Genomic DNA, 18,841 nt, shown 5'->3' with positions numbered 1-18,841 from the left:
CACCGAGATCCCGACAGCCGAACTCGAACGTCGCCACTCCCAGTGGCGCGAGCCCTACGGAGCCATCGTGATGGCGGTCGCGACCTCGGCCGGCGGCACCGCCACCGCCGAGTATCTCGTCGTCGGCGGTATCGCCTGAGCGCCGTCAACGACGTTGAGGGCGCTGTCAACCCGATCGGAGTTGACAGCGCCCTCGGCTGCGTTGACAGCGCTTTAGTAGACCGGCGGTTCTCCCTCGGCGGCGGGGCCCTTCTCGATCGGGGTGTGCTCGATCATCGACTTGTAGGCGTGGTTCTCGTGCCGGATCATCTTGACGAAGAAGGCGACGAACAGCACCACCGCGAGGATGAACACCACCCAGACGCCCACCGAGTTGCCACCGAAGGTGTACACCACATCGGCGTCGTCGTAGGAATCAATCGGATTGAACATGTCAGTTCGCCTCCTCGATCACCAGTACCGTTGTCTCCGTGCGCATCGCGGTCACCGGTATGCCTTCCGGATAGGGCGTTGCCGGGACCTCTGCCAAGTCCAGTCCGTGCTCCTCGACCTCCGGCGGGATGCGCAGCAGACCGACCTTCTTGAGTCCGAGAGACACCAGATATGCCGGAATGAATCCCATCGCCACGAACACGAGACCGCCGACCAGCTGCCCCCACAGCGAAATACTCGGATTCCCATCCGTGTTCGGGTAGCCGGCCAGGAAGACGCCGGCCATGACCACCGAGTAGAGACCGATACCACCGTGCACGGCGACAGCACCGACGACGTCGTCGATCTTGAAGCGCTCCAGCAACTTTCCGATGTAGGGCACCAGCGCTCCGGCAGCGAGCGCGAGGATGAAGGCCAGTGCCGGGTGATAGAGGTCCATTCCCGAGGCCACTCCGATCACGCCGGCCAGTCCACCGGAGATGGTCCAGAACGGTTCACCGCGGGAGGCGATATAGGCGCCGATGATTCCGCCCGCCAATCCCATCAGCGTGTTGAAAGCGAAGGCGGACAACGTGGTCGGGCTGCCGTAGATCGTCGCGTAGCCACCGGGACCGTAGATCACGCAGCCCATCAGGAAGCCGAAGAAGCCGGCGAAGATCAGCATCAACCCGACCATGGTGAGCGGTAGGTTGTGGGGCCGGATGGTGACGGCGGTGCCGTCCTCCCGGAAACGGCCCACGCGTGGCCCGAGGTTGATGAGGATACCCAGCGCGGCGAAACCGGCGATGGTGTGCACGCATCCCGCGGCACCCACGTCGTGGAAACCCATCTTGGTGAGCATCCATCCCGCACCGTGCCAACCCCAGGCAGCACCGATGATCCACACGACCGAACCGACCATGACGGTCAGGATCAGGAAACCGCTGGTGCGGATGCGTTCGAGGACGGCACCGGACATGATCGATCCGGTGGTGGCGGCGAACAGTGCGAACGCTCCCCAGAAGATGCCGCTCGACGAGTCCTGCACGTTGGGGCCCATGTTGTCGCTCCACGGCAACGCGGCCTTGGCGGCATCGTTGAACTCGATGAAGCCGCTGGGCATGGCGTTGTAGAGGAACCAACCGACGAAGAAGAACGATGCGACGATCGTCGCGAAGGCCAGCAGGTTCTTCATGGCGGTGGCCAGTACGTTCTTCGAGCGCGACGCGCCGACCTCATAGGCGAGAAATCCTGCGTGGATGAACATCATCAACGCGATCGAGACCCAGTAGAAAAATTCATTGTTGACCGACGTCATCGTCGTCAAAGCATCATCGACTTCCGGTGGCAAGGCAGACCTCCGCTGAACGATAAGGTTTCACATCAGTGTTCAAGGCGTACCGACGGTGTACGCAGATCTGACCTTAGGGCAGTGTTCGTCTCGCGATGATTCCCGAACAGTAAAAACGACGTAAACCGGACGAACCTCTGATCCGACGAGTCGCCCAGGGAGTTCGGGTCACCGCCGAGTCGGCGACACCGGATGTGCCGCGATCGTGGCGGCCCACTTCTCGACGTCATCCCAGTCGCGGTGATCCCCCGGACGAGCACCCATGGCCCACATCACCATTCGGAACCGACGTTCGGGTGGGCGGCCGAAACTTCCCGCGAACGGGTGGTACTCGACCGCGTCGATCCGGTCCCGCAGAGCTGCGATCGCCGGTGGCACCTTGGTACGGAAGATCGCGCCGATCGGTCCGCGCAACGTCGGTCCCATCCCCAGCGAGAAGAGCCACACCGGTCGTTGACGCAGGTCCTGCTCGTTCTCATCGACGAAGGCGGCGAACTCCGGTAAGAAGTCACCATTGTGAATGGCGCTACCCGCGACCACGACATCGAACGACGACGTGTCGGGGCGATCGGCGACCGATGCGACGCTCACCGACATGGCCGACTCGCTCAGGTGCTCACCGAGACGTTCGGCCACTTCGGCGGTCGACCCGTCCGCGCTGGCGTACGCGACGAGTACCGATGACGTCATCACCCTATGATCGCGCACGACGTCCCGACGGAGAAGAGGCCAACGTCCCCGGCTCTCCGTGGATCGTGCTCACCCGGACGTCATACGACGGTAACGATGCACAAAACGGCGCAGGATCATCGCCGGATGCCGGGCATCATGCTCACGCGCCGAGGCCTTCAAGGACTCGGCCGACTCCGGATCGAAGTACCCGAAGTCGCGGTAGACGTCGATGCGGGTCGCCAGGCTGTCCGCGTCGAGCTCCGGATGAAACTGTGTGGCATACACATTCGCGCCCACCCGGAATGCCTGCACCGGGCAGGCCGGTGACGTGGCGAGGTGGACGGCGAACTCGGGCAATGCCGAGGCCGCCTCCTTGTGTCCGCCGTAGGCGTCGAAAGTGTCGGGCAGCCCGGCGAACAGCGGATCATCGTGGCCGGCCGCGGTCAGGCTCACCGTTGTCGCCCCCACCGGTTCACCGTGGCTGCGATCGATCGTCGCGCCGATCACCGAACCCAAGGCGCCCACGCCGTAACAACAACCGAGAAAGGGGAAGTCGGAGTCGACGATGCGCCCGAGAAGGTCGACGAGTTCACTCTCGACGCGTCGTTGGGTGGTGGTCTTGTCCCCCACCGTATCGCTGACGTTGTATGGGCCGCCGCCCAGGATGATCCCCGACCATTCGTCGAGATCGATTGTCCCCAAAGGGCGTTGTGTCAGATTGATTCCGTGTAACTCGGACGGGGCGAGTTCGCCGAGCCGGAGCACCGAACTGTACTCGTCGGCCGCCGCGTCGGGTTCCGCGCGGATGGACAGAAGAAGGTACGGCGCGGTCGTGGACATGGCTCTCGCTGCCGGAGCTCCGATGACCTCGTCCGACGCGCTCCGATCAACGCGGACCTTCCCACTCTACCTGTGCGGCCGCGCATCCCGCCCGTGCGGACCGTCTGCGGATCGGCCGTGGCGGTGCGTGGGTTGCAGCGTCATCTCACCGGGTCTCGACACCTCCTCAGCTTCGCTTCGTCGGGCTCGACCAACGGGAGCAGGCGCGCGTTCCGACCAGCGGGTGGTAGCGCGTTCCGACCTGCGGGCGGTGGATCGCCGCGACGAGGTGGGTGGGTTGCAGCGTCACCGCACCGGGTCTCGACACCTCCTCAGCTTCGCTTCGTCGGGCTCGACCAACGGGTGGAGGCGCGTTCCGACCTGCGGGTGGTAGCGCGTTCCGACCTGCGGGCGGTGGATCGCCGCGACGAGGTGGGTGGGTTGTAGCGTCACCGCACCGGGTCTCGACACCTCCTCAGCTTCGCTTCGTCGGGCTCGACCAGCGGCGGGAGGTGACCCGGCCCAACCGGCTGAATCCCGCTACCGGACGACGAGTCCCCGTGCGGCGAACTGGCCCTGCACCCGGGCGATGAGATCGGCATCCGGGACGGGTGTGTCGGCCAGCAGGTAGGGCTCACCGGTCGCGGCCCACTTCTCGCGGCCCAGCTGATGAAACGGCAGCACCTCGACGCGCTCCACACCATCGAGACCGGCGACGATGTCGGCGACGGCCTCGACGTTCTCGACGGCATCGGTCAGTCCGGGTACCAGGACGAAGCGGATCCACATGCGCTTTCCTCGGTCGGAGAGCCGTCGGGCGAACGTCAGTGTGGGGGCCAGTTCCCGACCGGTGACGCGCCGATACGTGTCCGGGAGACCGGATTTGATGTCAAGCAGGTACAGGTCGACGGTGTCGAGGTCGTCGTCGCCCAGGCGCGACCCGAGCATGCCGTTGGTGTCGAGGGCGGTGTGGATTCCGGCCTCGTGGCAGCGGGAGAAGATGTTCACCACGAATCGGGCCTGGAGCAGCGGTTCACCGCCGGAGATCGTCAGGCCGCCGCCGGTCACGTCCATGACGGTGCGATAGCGCATCACCCGCTCCATCACCTCGTCGACGGTGTGGCGAACGCCGTCCCTCATCCGCCAGGTGTCGGGGTTCTGGCAGTACTGGCACCGCATCCCACACCCCGACAGGAACAGCGTCATACGGGTACCCGGGCCGTCCGCGGCGGTCACCAGGTCCCACGAGTGCACGGCTCCGGACCCATGATCGACGAGACGTTCGCTGGCCGCCACCTCCAGATCGGCGATCTCCATCGGCGGTACGGTCGGCATGCCGACGCCACCGAATCTCTCGGACACCGTCACAGACCTGCGTGGAAGGTCCGCGACAGCACGTCGAGTTGCTGTTCCCGGCTCAATCGCACGAAGTTGACCGCATATCCGGATACGCGGATCGTCAACTGCGGGTAGCGCTCCGGGTGTTCCATCGCGTCCTCGAGGGTTTCGCGGTTCAGCACGTTGATGTTGACGTGGAATCCGTGGGACACGTTGTAGGCGTCGAGGATGCCGACGAGATTGTGCACCTGCTCGTCGCGGGTACGCCCCAGCCCCGACGGGACGACCGATGTGGTGAGCGAGATACCGTCCTGCGCATCAGCATACGGAATCTTGGCGACCGACAACGCCGACGCCATCACCCCGTGCACATCCCGTCCGTTCATCGGGTTGGCCCCGGGAGCGAATGGTTCGCCGAGCCGTCGTCCGTCGGGGGTGTTGCCGGTGTGCTTGCCGTACACCACATTCGAGGTGATCGTCAGCACCGACTGGGTGTGCCGGGCATGCCGATAGGTCTGCTGGGCGCGGATCTTGGTCATGAACCGGTGCACCAGGTCGACCGCGATGTCATCGACGCGGTCGTCGTCGTTGCCGAAGCAGGGGAACTCGCCACTGACGCGATAGTCGACGACGAGGCCGGTCTCGTCACGGACTGGACGGACCGTCGCATACTTGATCGCCGACAACGAGTCCGCCGCCACCGACAGGCCGGCGATCCCACATGCCATGGTGCGCAGCACAACCCGATCATGCAGGGCCATCTCGATGCGCTCGTAGGCGTACTTGTCATGCATGTAGTGAATGCAGTTGAGCGCATCGACGTAAGTCTCGGCAAGCCAGTCCAGCAAGCGGTCGTACGCGGCGAGCACCGCGTCGAATTCCAGGACGTCACCGGCCGCCGGGGAACTCGCCGGCGCGATCTGAGCGCCGGAGATCTCGTCGCGACCGCCATTGATCGCATACAACAGCGCCTTGGCGAGGTTGACGCGGGCACCGAAGAACTGCATCTGCTTACCGACCGCCATCGCCGACACGCAACACGCGATCGCGGTGTCGTCACCCCACGATTCGCGGAGGAGTTCGTCGGACTCATATTGGATGGCGGAGGTGTCGATGGATACCTCGGCGCAGAAGTCCTTGAATCCCTGAGGAAGTCGCGGAGACCACAGCACGGTGAGATTCGGTTCGGGCGCGGGTCCGAGGTTGTAGAGGGTCTGCAGGTAACGGAACGAGGTCCGGGTGACCAATGGGCGACCGTCCTCACCGATACCGCCGATGCTCTCGGTGACCCAGGTCGGATCGCCGGAGAACAACGCGTCGTAGTCCGGCGTCCGGAGGAACCGGACGATCCGCAGCTTGATCACGAAGTCGTCGATGATCTCCTGCGCCGACTCCTCGGTCAGGATGCCATCGGCGATGTCACGTTCGAGGTAGATGTCGACGAACGTCGACGTGCGGCCCAGCGACATCGCGGCGCCGTTCTGCTCCTTCACCGCCGCGAGGTAGCCAAAATACAGCCACTGCACGGCCTCTCGGGCCGTGGTCGCCGGACCGGAGATGTCGTACCCGTAGGACGCCGCCATCTCCTTGAGCTCACCGAGCGCCCTGATCTGCTCGGCGTTCTCCTCACGGTCGCGGATCACGTCCTCGGTCGAGGGCTCCATGTCGAGGTCGATGCGGTCGACCTTCTTGGCGTCGATCAGCGCGTCCACCCCGTACAGCGCCACCCGTCGATAGTCGCCGATGATCCGGCCGCGGCCGTAGGCGTCGGGTAGGCCGGTCACGATGTGGGAGCTGCGTGCCGCCCGCACATTGGGGGGATAGACGTCGAAGACGGCCTCGTTGTGGGTCTTTCGGTACTTCGTGAAGATCTCGGCGAGCTCCGGTGGGACCGGGTATCCGTAGGTGTCGAGTTCCTTGACGATCATCCGCCAGCCACCGAACGGCATGATCGCCCGTTTCAGTGGTGCGTCGGTCTGCAATCCGACGATGATCTCGTTGGGTTCGTCGATGTATCCCGGTCCGTGCGCGGTGATCGCCGCGGGTGTCTCGAAGTCGACGTCGTAGACGCCCTTGCGGCGTTCCTCGGGGAACATCTGCGACAGCCGCGACCAGATCGCGGTGGTGCGGTCCGTGGGCCCGCTCAGGAATGCGGAGTCGCCGTCGTACGGTGTGTAGTTGTCCTGGATGAAGCCGCGGACGTCGATGCGGTCGCACCAATCCCCCAGCCGGAATCCATGCCATGCACTCAGGCGGGGATCGGTGTGACCGTCGCGGATTGTCGGATCGGTGACTCGCTCAGTGCTCATGATCTCGCCCTCTCGACCGGGGTCATCCGTCCGCAGGGATCACCCGCGGGGCGAACTCGGCGCTGGTTTCGCTTACGTCAACGGTACGACCGTGAGCGCATAACTGCACGTCAGAAGGGTACAAGGTCCTATGTGTCGTCCACGGAATCCACGTCGCGACAGCCGGGAACCCCGAGCCTGACTCGCTCATCGATGTCCGAATCCCCAAGTGCCCACGACTCTTATGCCGCTTCTACGCCACGGCGAGCGGCCACCCCGGTCAGAGTTCGGTGGTGATCGGCGCGGGCGTGGCGGCCAACTCGTCGAGCACCGCGATGTTGTGTGCGACGTCGCGGCTTTCCCGCTCGGCGATCTGCGTGACGGCGATGTCGAGGACACCCACCAGCCCGGGAGGGTCGAAGACCAGCCCGCATTCTCCCGACACCTGGAAATCTCGTGCAAGGATGACCGGAGCGCGGGCGAATCCCGGGGTGAACGCGAGAACATGCGCGAATCGCCATGCGCTGTCCCGAAGTTCCCTGATCGCAGCGTTGATCGCGAAGATCTGGTTCTGCTGCAGGACCGCGTAGATCTCGGCCAGTGCCGGCGAGAGCTCGTTGATGTCGGTCACGATGCTGCTCACCTGGCCGGCGAGGACCGCGTTGATCGTCGTGAAGTCGTGGTCGAGATCGGTCAGGCCACCACGACCGGCGACCTCCACCGACGCGATCCCCAGGTCCAGCACGATGTGGGCGGCGATACCGGACAGCATGTGCTGCACGATGATCGGCTCGGGATCGGTGGCGTGCGCGAAGGTGGTGCGCCACGACCGGCTCGGTTTGGGGAACAGGTGCGGGTGAAAATGCCCGTTGAGGGCGTCGAGGTAGCGGGACGCGAACGCGGCGTCGAGGCGGTCCATCCGCGGACCGTCGTCGAACATTCCGTTCTCGACCGCGACGCCGACGGCGAGGGTGATGCGCTTGTACAGCGCCGCGAAGTAGCCGAGCCGACTCGCGGCCGGACCGGCCCAGGCGATGATGCCGTCGAGGGCCACCACCACCTCGTCGATGGTGGTGACGGCCGGGATCGGGTCCGGCGGCGCGACAACTGCGGGACGGGCGGGCATGGGCACGATTATCCGCTGCGGACGCCCGGATGCCCATCCTCCGAATGGCAGATCCAGTGCCCGCCCGGGGCGAGCGATGTCGGGCGGGTCCGCCTGCCTGCTGCACCGACAGTCGGCACCTCCGTACGCTGATCACATGAACGCACGGTCCGCACCGCGCACTCCCGGCACAGTGGATGTCGATAGTGCAGAGGCACAAGATATTTCGCATCGGGATTGGCCGCTGCCCGCAGCGTCGCCGACGGCGGGTTGACCACGTGGACCGGCGCCGCCTGACGGTCAACTGCTCCATCCTGTTCACCGCGGCATCACTGCTGCACCGGCCACGGCACGCCCGCGACGCCGGCTTCGACGCCGTCGAATTCTGGTGGCCGTTCGACGTCACGGTGCCGGCCGATCGCGACGTCGAGGCGTTCGTGACAGCAGTCGAGGACGCCGGCGTCCGGCTGACCCATCTGAACCTCGCCGCCGGTGATCTCGCCGCCGGTGACCGGGGCCTGCTGTCGTCCCCGCGGCACTCCGCCGAGTTCCGCGACAGTGTCGACGTGGCCACCGATATCGGGAAACGTCTGGGCACAGTCGGTTTCAACGCCCTGTACGGCAATCGCGTCGACGGCCTCGAGGTGGCCACGCAGAATGAGCTCGCGACGGAGAACCTCGCGATCGCCGCACGCGCCGCGGCCGCGATCGGTGCGACGATCCTCGTCGAACCCCTCAGCGCCATACCGGCCTATCCCCTGCTGCACGCCGCCGACGCGGTCGCCGTCTGCGATCGGGTTCGCCGGGAGCACGGCGTCGACAACGTGATGCTGCTCGCCGACCTCTATCACCTCGCGGTCAACGGTGACGACCTCGACGAGGTGCTCTCGGTCCATTCCGGTCGCGTCGGCCACGTCCAACTCGCCGATGCACCCGGACGCGGCGAGCCGGGCACCGGAAACCTCGATCTGGCACGGTGTCTGCGCATTCTCGACACGCAGTCCTATCGGGGCTGGATCAGCCTGGAGTACCGGGCCACCCGCGCCGATCCGTTCGACTGGATATCGGACTTCCCGGCATGACCACCGACCCCAGGGAGGAATCACCCATGGCGACAATCGCATTCATCGGCCTGGGCATCATGGGTAGCCCGATGGCGATCAACATGGTCCGCGCCGGGCACACCGTGACCGGTTACAACCGCACACCCTCGCGCGCCCGGGCCCTCACCGATGCCGGCGGAGCGGCGGCCGGCTCGATCGCCGAGGCCGTGTCCGGCGCCGACGTCGTCGCGCTGATGGTGCCCGATTCCGCCGACGTCGAGCAGGTGATCACCGCCGAGGACGGGGTCCTCGCCCACGCCGCACCGAACACCGTGATCATCGACTTCTCCAGCATCGCCCCGGACGCCGCTATCCGGATGGCCGAGCGAACCGCGTCAGTCGGTCACGCCTTTCTCGACGCTCCGGTATCCGGCGGTGAGGAGGGCGCCATCGCGGGCACGCTGTCGATCATGGTCGGCGGTGCCGAGGACGCATTCGCCCGGGCGACCCCGGTGTTGGAGGCGGTCGGCGCGACGATCGCCCATGTCGGACCGAGTGGCAGCGGGCAGATGGTGAAGGCCGCCAACCAGCTCATCGTGGCCGCCAACATCGAGGCCCTCGCCGAGGCACTGGTGTTTCTGGAGGCGCAGGACGTCGACACCGCGGCCGCGGTTCGGGTCCTGGGCGGAGGGCTGGCCGGGTCGGCGGTGCTCGACACCAAGGCGACCCGGATGCTCGACCGCGACTTCACGCCGGGCGGACGAATCGATCTGCACCACAAGGACCTCGGCAACATGGCCGCGGCGGCACGCCATGCCGGTGTGGTGCTTCCGGTCGGTTCGTTGGTGGCGTCGCTGATGGCGTCGGCGCGTGCCAACGGCGACGGCGGGCTCGACCATTCGGCGCTGTTCCGCGGTGTCGAGCGGCTCTCCGGGCGTCTATCGGATCCTCCCGCCTGACCGATCGGCCACCACCGGCGGCAAATCATGCAACACTCGTTGCCAGAAACGTCGTCTCACGAGGAGTCCCGGCATGCGGACGGATCAGCCCACCTACTGCCGAATCTGCGAGCCACTGTGCGGCATGATCGCCACCGTCGAGGACGGTCGGCTGGTCGCACTGCGCCCGGACAGGCAACATCCCCTCTCGCGCGGCTTCGCCTGTCCGAAGGGCATCGCCTTCACCGAGATCGTCAACGATCCCGATCGGGTGCTGCATCCGTTGCGGCGCACCCCCGACGGCGACTTCGAGCAGGTGACGTGGGACAGCGCGCTCGCCGACATCGGTGCCCGTCTCGGCGCGGTGCAGCGCACGCACGGCAACTCGTCGATCGGGTGGTACTTCGGCAATCCGGCGACCTTCTCCACCGGACACACCCTGTGGACGGCGGCGCTGATGAGTCTGCTCGGCTCTCCGCACATGTACTCGGCGGGCTCCCAGGACGTGAACAATCGTTTCGTGGCGAGTCACTTTCTCTACGGAAACCCGGTCGCCGCACCGATACCCGACATCAACCGGACCGACTTCCTGATCATCATCGGCGCCAACCCGATCGTGTCGCACGGCAGCGTGATGAGTTCACCTCGCATCCGCGACGGGTTGCACGCCATCGTGAAACGCGGCGGGGATGTGCTCGTGATCGATCCGCGACGCACCGAGACCGCGCGCGAGTTCGACTGGTTGCCGATCACCCCGGACACCGATGCCCTGTTCCTGCTGTCACTGCTGAACGTGATGTTCACCGAGGAACTCGTCGACGTGGACGAACTGCGCACACGTGCCCGTGGTGTCGACGCCCTCACGCGCACCGCAGCGGGCTTCGCACCCGAGGACACCGCCGCACGCACCGATATCGATGCCGACACCGTGCGCGAGATCGCCCGGCGACTGGTACGCACCGAACGCGCCGCGGTCTACGGACGCATCGGGACCTCGCTGGGCCGGACCGGAACGTTGACGACCGCGCTGCTGGACATGGTGAACCTGGTCGCGGGCAATCTGGATGTGGTCGGCGGAAGTATGTTCGGCGACTTGGGGATTCCCGGGCAGCGACTGGCGATCGGCGCCTTGGCGCACGTCCCGGGTTTCACCTGGGCGGGCCGACGCAGCCGGATCGGCAACCTACCGCAGGTCCTGGGTACCGCCCCGGCGTCGGTGATGGCCAAGGAGATCATGACGCCGGGGCGCGGCCAACTGCGAGCGCTGTTCGTGTCGGCGGGCAATCCCGTGTTGTCGGTCCCCAACGGCGACGAATTACGCAGTGCGCTCGGCGAACTCGAGCTGATGGTGTCCCTCGACATCTACCGCAACGAGACGAATGCGCACGCCGACTACATCCTGCCGGCGACCACGATGTACGAGCGCGCCGATTTCCTGCTCCCCTTCCAGGCGTTGTTCACCACCCCGTTCAAACAGGCCACCGAGGCGGTCATCGCACCGATGGGCGAGGCACGGGAGGAATGGACGGTGATCAACGACCTGGTCGCGGCGTTGACCCGGCGCAGTCCCCTCCTCGCACTGATGCACCTGGGTAACACGGTGTCTCGAGCGGTCGGTGGCCTGCTCACCCCACGTCACGTCTCGGATCTGGTGATTCGCCTCGGCCTGGGTGGTGACCGTTTCGGCCTGCGACGCGGCGGTCTGACCTACCGCAGGCTCATCGACGACTTCCCGCACGGCACCGTGGTCGCCGACGGCCTCAGCCCCGGCCGGCTCCGCACGACCGTCACCCACCGCGACCGCAAGGTGCGCCTCGACGCCCCGGAGATCCTCGCCGAACTCGATCGCCTCGACGACGTCGGAGACGAACGATTCCCGTTGCGTCTCATCGGAATGCGTGAGATCCGCTCGGAGAACAGTTGGCAGCACAATGCTCCCCTGCTGCTTCGGGGTGGGCGGACACACTCCGCGCGGATGCACACCCGGGATGCGTTGGACCGTGGTATCGGTGACGGTGAGCTGGTGACCGTGACGTCGCGGCACGGTAGTATCTCGCTGCCGGTGACCCTGACCGACCAGATCAAACGCGGCGTGGTGGCCATCCCGCACGGTTGGGGCCACAACGGTTCCGGCGGGTGGCGCAAGGCCAATGCGGCGGCCGAGACCGATCTCGGGTCCGGTGGCGTCAACGTCAATGCCCTGATCTCCTCGGACCCGGTGGACCTCGAACGGCTTGCCGGGATGGCCAACATGACCGGGGTGCCGATTCAGGTCCTCCCGGTGGACCGCACCTCACGATCACCCGCGGCGAGTTCGGCGCCGGCCGCGAGGTGATGTGCATCGAACTCCCGCGTCGATCGTGCCGACAGTACGGTAGGGAGCAGAGGTCGATCACCTGTCGACCATCCCCAGCGCACGCAAGGGCGACATGACATTCGACGGATTCCCCGAGGCCGCACTCGATTTCTACGACGACCTCGAGATCGACAACACCAAGGCCTTCTGGGAGTCGCACAAGGAGGTGTACCGGACCGCGGTGGCGCAACCGATGACAGCGCTCACCGATGCGCTCGCCGCCGAGTTCGGTCAGGCCAAGATGTTTCGACCGTACCGCGATGTCCGATTCTCAAAGGACAAGTCGCCGTACAAGACTCATCAGGGCGCCTACGTGCCGGTCGCGCCGGCCACCGGGTACTACGTCCAGATCGGCGCGCCCGGTGTGCGGGTGGGCGGTGGCGTCTACGACCTCGGGTCCGAACGATTGTCGGCGCTGAGATCCGCGATCGACAACGAGCGGTCGGGGCGGGAACTGGAGCGGATGCTGACGGCGCTGGCCGAGGCCGGCTGGGAGGTGGGTGGCGACCGGCTCAAGACCGCGCCCCGCGGCTATCCCAAGGACCATCCCCGCATCGAACTCCTCCGTCACAAGACCCTCACCGTGACGCGCGATCACGGATTCGAACCGGTCATCCACACGTCCGCACTCGTCGACGTGGTCCGTGCCGACTGGCGCGAGACGACGCCGCTCATCGACTGGATTCTGCGACACGCCAACGCCTGATTGGGTCGGGTGGCCGCGACAAGAGACGCGGCGCCCACTCGATGCGATACGGCGCCCACTCGATGCGATACGGCGCACACTCGACGAGCTCAGAGTTGCCGCCCGATTCCGCGCGCCGCCACCGACAGTGCGGCCAGGAGACGTTGCCGATCGCGTTTCAGGGTGGGGACCACCACGCCGATCGCGGCGACGACGGAATCGGGATCGCTCGACGGCATCACCGGGACCGCCAGCGAGCACGCCCCGGGCGACATCTCCTCGCTGGTGGTCGCGTACCCGTCCCGCCGGATCGTCTCGAGTTGACGCCGCAGCACATCGGCGGAGGTGATGGTGTGCGGGGTGATGCGGATCAGGTCGCCCATCGCGGTGTCGACGACCTCGGCCGGGGCATGGGCCAGCAGCACCTTGCCGACTCCGGTGCAGTGCAACGGCAATCGGCTGCCCACCGTGCTGACGATCGGCACCGATGCCCGCCCTGCCATGCGCTCGACGTAGAGCACCTTGGCCTCGTCGCGCACGGCCAGATGCACCGTGGCCAGGGTCGCGGCGTACACGTCGTGCAGGAACGGTTCCGCGGCCTGTTTGAGTCGCCCCTCGATCGGCGCCCGCAATCCCGCCTCCCACAACAGTCGTCCCACCACGAAACGTCCGTCCGGGCGTCGGGCCAGGGCCTGTCCCGCCACCAACTCGGCGGTCAGCCGGTGCACCGTGGCCACCGGCAGGTCGGCGCGGCGCGCGAGTTCGGAGAGCGTCAGCACCCGATGTCGCTCATCGAAGGCGCCGATGATCGCGAGCACCCGCGAGGTCACGGTCGCCCCCGCTGTCGAGGTGTTACCCGCCATTCGCCCATCCTTTCCGCTGAGTGGAAGACTACCCTTTCCTGGGTCACATCGGCGCACCTACTGTGAGCTCCATGACAGCCATCAACACCAATCCCGACAGCGCGTCGGCGAGCCAGCGGGAGATCAGTGGCGAGATCGCTGCGATCGAGACCGCTTATCAGCACGCCGGGGTGGAAGAGACCCAGCCACGCCTGGACTACCCGCCCTACCGCAGCAGCCTGCTGCGTCACCCCACCAAGGACCCGCATCACGCCGACCCGGAGACCCTCGAACTCTGGTCACCCGTTTTCGGTGAGCGTGACGTCCACAAGCTCGAATCGGATCTGACGATCCAGCATCGCGGGGAGCCGATCGGTGAGCGGATCGTGGTCACCGGGCGTGTCGTCGACGGGCAGGGTCGGCCGGTGCGTCGCCAGTTGGTGGAGATCTGGCAGGCGAACTCCGCCGGGCGTTACATCCACAAGCGGGATCAGCACCATGCACCGATCGACCCGAACTTCACCGGCGTCGGACGATGCCTGACCGACGACGAGGGCAACTATTCGTTCACCACGATCAAGCCCGGGCCGTACCCGTGGAAGAACCACCACAATGCCTGGCGCCCCGCGCACATCCACTTCTCGTTGTTCGGAACGGATTTCACCCAGCGGATGATCACCCAGATGTACTTCCCGGGCGATCCGCTGTTCCCGTTCGACCCGATCTATCAGTCGATCGTCGACGCCAAGGCGCGCGAACGGCTCGTCGCCACCTATGACCACGATGTGACCAGCCACGAGTGGTCCACCGGATACCGTTGGGACATCGTGCTCACCGGCAGCAACCGCACCCCACTCGACGACGATGAGGACAACTGATGACCACCCTGCTGCCACCCACCCCGGCCCAGACCATCGGACCGTTCTACGGCTACGCGTTGCCCTTCGGCGGCGACAACGAACTCGTCCCGCCGCGCAGCCCCGACGCCGTCCGCTTCCACGGGCAGGTCGTCGACGGCGACGGACAACCCGTTCCCGATGTCCTGCTCGAGATCTGGCAGGCCAACGCCGACGGCACCATCCCCCGGACCGCGGGCTCGCTCAAACGGGACGGGTGGACGTTCAGCGGTTGGGGACGGTGCGCCACCGACGATGCCGGCGATTATTCGTTCAGCACCGTGCCACCCGGCCCGATCGGCGGTGCGGCGCCGTACTTTCTGTTGACCGTGTTCGGCCGGGGGCTGCTGCATCGCTTGTTCACCCGGGCATATCTGCCGGGGCCGCTCACCGACGAGGACACGTTCCTCGCCGGTGTCCCCGCCGAGCGCCGCCACACCCTGATCGCCGAACGCGATCGGGATGGCTACCGATTCGACATCCACCTGCAGGGCGAGGACGAGACCGTGTTCCTGCACTACCCGGGGCAGTAGGCATTGGGCGACCTGTTCTGGCCGGGTGATCATCGCGCCGGCACCGTGATGACCGACCAGGCGTTCTTCCATGCTCTCGTCGACGTCGAGAATGCCTGGCTGGCAGCACTTGTGGGGACCGGCGTCGCACCCGCCACGGCGGCGGCGGATCTGCATGATCTCGTCGGCACCGACGACCTCGACGCCATCGCGGTCGGCGCCGAGGGTGACGGCAATCCGGTCAGCGGACTGGTGTCGGTGTTGCGCTCACGCGCCGGTGCCGACACCGCACGGTGGCTGCACCGCGGCCTCACCAGTCAGGACACCCTCGACACCGCGCTGATGCTGTGCCTGCGCGAGGCAGTCGAGACGCTCGGCGAGCACCTCGCCGCGCAGATCCGGGCGCTCGTCGCGCTGATCGAGGCGTATCGCGACGCTCCCCTGCTCACCCGGACACTGACCCAGCCGGCGTTGCCGGGCACCGCGGGACGGCGGATCGCGTTGTGGCTCAACGCGATTCTCGACGCCGCCGACGTGGTTGCCGCGCTCCCCGGTCCGGTTGTCCAGATCGGCGGTGCGGCCGGCACGCTCGCCGCTCCGGTGGAGTTGTCCGGCTCGACGCGGGGCGCCGAGAATCTGATCTCGACGACGGCCGTGTCGTTGGGATTGGCGATCGCTCCGCCGTGGCACACGACCCGGAGCCGCGTGACCCGCATCGGTGACGCCCTGGTGACATGCTGCGACGCCTGGGGTCATGTGGCCGGTGACCTGTCTGTCGCCGGTCGACCCGAGATCGGGGAATTCTCCGAAGGATCCGGCGGCGGCTCGTCGACGATGCCGCACAAGAACAATCCGATGCTCACCATCTTGCTGCGCCGTGTCGCCGTCGTCGCTCCCGGGTTGGGGGCGACGCTGCACACCGCGTCCGCGGCGAGTCTCGACGAGCGTTCCGACGGAGGCTGGCACGCCGAGTGGGCCACCCTGCGTACGCTGACGCGCCACACGGTGACCGCCGCCTCCCAGGCCGCCGACCTGTTCTCCGGCCTGCGCTTTGATCCCGACAGGGCGGCCGCCAATCTTGCTGCCGCCCACGGCATTCTCGCCGAGCAGCAGACGATGTCCGGCCTCACCGGCCGGCCGGCGTCGGCCGAGTATCTCGGGGCCACCGACGCCCTGGTCGATCAGACCCTGGACCGAGCCCGCAACCACCTCCGAGGAGTGACATCGTGACCGACGCCGAGGCGTACACCGACCCCTACGAGTCCGGAATGACCGTGCGCCGTCAGGTTCTCGGCGACGCCCATGTGGATCGCGCGAGTGCCGGGATCACCGACCTCACACGCGAGTTCCAGGAGTTCATCACCCGCTACGCCTGGGGCACCATCTGGACCCGGCCCGGACTCGATCGCCGGAGTCGGTCGATGATCACGCTGACCGCCCTCATCGCGCGCGGCCACCATGAGGAACTCGCCATGCACATCCGAGCCGCCCGGCGCAACGGGCTGTCGGTCGATGAGATCAAGGAAGTGATCCTGCAGAGCGCCATCTATTGCGGCGTACCGGATGCCAATACCGCATTCCGGATCGCGGGTCAGGTTCTCGCCGAAGAACTGTGAACACACCACGCCCCGTGTGGACAACCTCACCTGTGAGATGGCCGACGGCGACGCAGACGGGATCGTCGGCCTAACGTGGGTCATGCCCAGCACCCGGTCGTACTCCCAGTTCCTCGCCTGCCCGCCCGACGACGTCTGGTCGGCCTTGTCCGACCCGACGCGACTTCCGGAATGGCACAGCGGATATCGCACGATCACCCTTGACGGACCGGTCGCGGTCGGCACCACCGGAGACTTCACCTCCACGCGTCCGATCGTGGCGGCGGCCCATCGGCGACTCGCACCGCCGTTCACGATCACCGCGGTCGAACCGGCCCGACATCTGCAACTCACTCAGCCCGAACCGGTCGGGACTGCGGTCATCGACTTTCTCCTGGAGCCCGCCGACGGCGGGTGTGTGCTTTCCGAAACCATCTCCACCACAGCGTCTTTCGGACCCATTGCGCGGACCGAGCTGTCCGGCCAACCGCAACTGACCGATCGTGCCGACCTCGCCCGGCTCGCACAGCTGGCGGGTGTTGCGCCCGGCGCGGACTCTCTCACCGTGGTGCTGGCCGGAGGAAGCGGAGCGCTCGGCCGCCATCTCGCCGCCGATCTCGTCTGCCGTGGACACCGCCCCGTGGTGCTGACCCGCACCATCGACGACACGTCCCCGTTCCGGCAGGAACGGTGGGATGCACGCACACTGGGTGCGTGGGCGTCGCAGGTGAGCGCACCGGATCGGGTGGCCGTGGTGAACCTGGCGGGCAAACTCGTCGACTGTCGTCCGACCGAACGAAATGTGGCGGCGCTGCGTGACTCTCGCGTCGACGCCACCCGGGTGCTGGTCGAGGCCGCCAAGCAGCGGAGCACGCCGGTGCAGCGGTGGCTGCAGGCGAGTACCACGGCCATCTGGAGCGATATGGGCGAGACCTGGTGCACCGAGACCACTCCGGTGCCCGCCGGACTCCCGCAGATGACCGGTGTCGCGCAGCCGTGGGAGGACGCCGTGGCCGGCGCCAACACCGACCACCTGGTGATCCTGCGGACCTCCATCGTCCTCGACGGCCAAGCCCCGGCCATGAAGCGGCTGACCGATCTGGCCAGGCTCGGTCTCGGCGGTCGGGTCGGTTCCGGCCGGCAGTGGTTCAGCTGGATTCACGTCGACGACTGGCTCGCCGTGGCGCGGGCCGCACTCGGACTCGACCCACACCTCACCATTCCCGACGGTATCGTCATCGGTGCGAGTCCCCACCCGGTCCGCAACTCCGAGCTGATGGCATCCCTGCGCCGCGCCGTTCACCGTCCGCCGTCACCGCCGACCCCGGCGGCCGTACTCAAGATCGGCGCCATCGCGCTGCGCACCGATCCCGCACTCGGACTGACCGGGCGCCGCGCCCGGTCACAGGTCCTCGACGACGCCGGTTTCCGGTTCACCCATCCGACGCTCGACGACGCACTTGCCGACCTGTTGCCGAGCTGACCGCAAGTGATCCGCGGCTACAGCTGGTCTCCGTCGAGGTAGAACCACGAGCCGTCCACCCGCTCGAATCGGCTGTGCTCGGTCATGCTCGCCCGTCCGCCCGGGCCCCGGTAGAACGCGGTGAATCGGACCTGCCCGGTCGTGTCGAACGGTCCGCCACCGACGGTGTCGAGGACATCAAGGCGGTACCAGTCGATGGTGTCGTCGAGGTCGAGGTCGGCGGGACGGGTGGACCGATGCCAGCTTGCCAGCAGGTGTTCGGCATCGCCCACCGCGAACGCGGTGAATCGGGAACGCATCAGCGCCTCGGCGGTCGGAGCCCGACGCCGCCCGGCGAGGACCGGACCGCAGCACTCCTCGAAGGTGAGCCCAGATGTGCACGGACACCTGGCATCTCGATCGACGGTTCGCACCCCGACAGCCTACGTGCCGACTCGGCGCAGGTGGGCGGCACCGGACGTCACGTCCTTGACATCGTCGCCGTCGCCGGGAAGATTTCTCGTCATC

Annotated in this window: 18 protein-coding genes; 9 read left to right on the top strand and 9 right to left on the bottom strand. The window is 66.7% G+C overall.

The window, feature by feature from the left end; translation table 11 throughout:
* Positions 1–213: 213 nt before the first annotated feature.
* The 7 genes from ABLE94_RS03960 to ABLE94_RS03930 all read right to left on the bottom strand — a co-directional run bounded on the left by ABLE94_RS03960 (position 214) and on the right by ABLE94_RS03930 (position 8,005).
* Complete coding sequence (locus ABLE94_RS03960; protein WP_348803982.1) at positions 214–432, bottom strand: hypothetical protein; 219 nt, start codon at positions 430–432, stop codon at positions 214–216.
* Position 433: 1 nt separating this feature from the next.
* Complete coding sequence (locus ABLE94_RS03955; protein WP_348803983.1) at positions 434–1,762, bottom strand: ammonium transporter; 1,329 nt, start codon at positions 1,760–1,762, stop codon at positions 434–436.
* Between the two features lie 168 nt (positions 1,763–1,930).
* Positions 1,931–2,452: a flavodoxin domain-containing protein gene (locus ABLE94_RS03950; protein WP_348803984.1), complete on the bottom strand. Its 522-nt coding sequence runs from the start codon at positions 2,450–2,452 to the stop codon at positions 1,931–1,933.
* A gap of 69 nt (positions 2,453–2,521) precedes the next feature.
* Complete coding sequence (locus ABLE94_RS03945) at positions 2,522–3,274, bottom strand: glutamine amidotransferase (RefSeq protein ID WP_348803985.1); 753 nt, start codon at positions 3,272–3,274, stop codon at positions 2,522–2,524.
* Between the two features lie 519 nt (positions 3,275–3,793).
* Entirely contained in the window at positions 3,794–4,588 is a 795-nt protein-coding gene (gene pflA / locus ABLE94_RS03940) for a pyruvate formate-lyase-activating protein (protein ID WP_425476137.1), read from the bottom strand.
* A gap of 29 nt (positions 4,589–4,617) precedes the next feature.
* The gene (gene pflB, locus ABLE94_RS03935) at positions 4,618–6,900 is read right to left on the bottom strand and encodes a formate C-acetyltransferase (RefSeq protein ID WP_348808093.1); all 2,283 of its coding nucleotides are present in this window, start codon (positions 6,898–6,900) and stop codon (positions 4,618–4,620) included.
* A 259-nt stretch (positions 6,901–7,159) separates the two neighbouring features.
* Positions 7,160–8,005 carry a DUF5995 family protein gene (locus tag ABLE94_RS03930; RefSeq protein WP_348803987.1) on the bottom strand — a complete coding sequence of 282 codons (846 nt, stop codon included), beginning with the start codon at positions 8,003–8,005 and terminating at the stop codon, positions 7,160–7,162.
* A 257-nt stretch (positions 8,006–8,262) separates the two neighbouring features.
* Between ABLE94_RS03930 and ABLE94_RS03925 the strand changes: the two genes are divergently transcribed.
* The 4 genes from ABLE94_RS03925 (at position 8,263) to ABLE94_RS03910 (ending at position 13,027) form a co-directional block, all read left to right on the top strand.
* Positions 8,263–9,066: a hydroxypyruvate isomerase family protein gene (locus ABLE94_RS03925; RefSeq protein WP_348808092.1), complete on the top strand. Its 804-nt coding sequence runs from the start codon at positions 8,263–8,265 to the stop codon at positions 9,064–9,066.
* Between the two features lie 26 nt (positions 9,067–9,092).
* Complete coding sequence (locus tag ABLE94_RS03920; RefSeq protein WP_348808091.1) at positions 9,093–9,986, top strand: 2-hydroxy-3-oxopropionate reductase; 894 nt, start codon at positions 9,093–9,095, stop codon at positions 9,984–9,986.
* Positions 9,987–10,059: 73 nt separating this feature from the next.
* On the top strand, positions 10,060–12,300 hold the full coding sequence (locus ABLE94_RS03915) for a molybdopterin-containing oxidoreductase family protein (protein WP_348808090.1): 2,241 nt from the start codon (positions 10,060–10,062) through the stop codon (positions 12,298–12,300).
* Between the two features lie 94 nt (positions 12,301–12,394).
* Positions 12,395–13,027, top strand: coding sequence for a DUF2461 domain-containing protein (locus tag ABLE94_RS03910; protein WP_348803991.1), 633 nt, complete (start codon positions 12,395–12,397; stop codon positions 13,025–13,027).
* 89 nt (positions 13,028–13,116) lie between these two features.
* Here the strand turns inward: ABLE94_RS03910 and ABLE94_RS03905 are convergent, their stop codons facing one another.
* Positions 13,117–13,869: an IclR family transcriptional regulator gene (locus tag ABLE94_RS03905; RefSeq protein WP_348808089.1), complete on the bottom strand. Its 753-nt coding sequence runs from the start codon at positions 13,867–13,869 to the stop codon at positions 13,117–13,119.
* A gap of 71 nt (positions 13,870–13,940) precedes the next feature.
* Between ABLE94_RS03905 and pcaH the strand changes: the two genes are divergently transcribed.
* From pcaH to ABLE94_RS03880, 5 genes are all read left to right on the top strand, one after another.
* Positions 13,941–14,726, top strand: a complete 786-nt coding sequence (gene pcaH / locus ABLE94_RS03900) for a protocatechuate 3,4-dioxygenase subunit beta (protein ID WP_348803993.1) — start codon at positions 13,941–13,943, stop codon at positions 14,724–14,726.
* Positions 14,726–15,277 carry a protocatechuate 3,4-dioxygenase subunit alpha gene (gene pcaG, locus ABLE94_RS03895; protein WP_348803994.1) on the top strand — a complete coding sequence of 184 codons (552 nt, stop codon included), beginning with the start codon at positions 14,726–14,728 and terminating at the stop codon, positions 15,275–15,277. Before pcaH ends, pcaG begins: the two co-directional genes overlap by 1 nt.
* Before the next feature lie 3 nt (positions 15,278–15,280).
* Positions 15,281–16,486, top strand: coding sequence for a lyase family protein (locus tag ABLE94_RS03890; RefSeq protein ID WP_348808088.1), 1,206 nt, complete (start codon positions 15,281–15,283; stop codon positions 16,484–16,486).
* On the top strand, positions 16,483–16,872 hold the full coding sequence (pcaC, locus tag ABLE94_RS03885) for a 4-carboxymuconolactone decarboxylase (RefSeq protein ID WP_348803996.1): 390 nt from the start codon (positions 16,483–16,485) through the stop codon (positions 16,870–16,872). Before ABLE94_RS03890 ends, pcaC begins: the two co-directional genes overlap by 4 nt.
* Positions 16,873–16,954: 82 nt before the next feature.
* Positions 16,955–18,334 carry a DUF1731 domain-containing protein gene (locus ABLE94_RS03880; protein WP_348808087.1) on the top strand — a complete coding sequence of 460 codons (1,380 nt, stop codon included), beginning with the start codon at positions 16,955–16,957 and terminating at the stop codon, positions 18,332–18,334.
* Between the two features lie 17 nt (positions 18,335–18,351).
* Here the strand turns inward: ABLE94_RS03880 and ABLE94_RS03875 are convergent, their stop codons facing one another.
* Positions 18,352–18,747 carry a YchJ family protein gene (locus tag ABLE94_RS03875; protein WP_348803998.1) on the bottom strand — a complete coding sequence of 132 codons (396 nt, stop codon included), beginning with the start codon at positions 18,745–18,747 and terminating at the stop codon, positions 18,352–18,354.
* Positions 18,748–18,841: the final 94 nt, after the last annotated feature.

This window comes from Gordonia sp. VNK1 (assembly GCF_040049135.1).
Classification (GTDB): Bacteria; Actinomycetota; Actinomycetes; order Mycobacteriales; family Mycobacteriaceae; genus Gordonia; species Gordonia oleivorans.
This window is presented reverse-complemented; position numbering and strand designations above follow the sequence as displayed.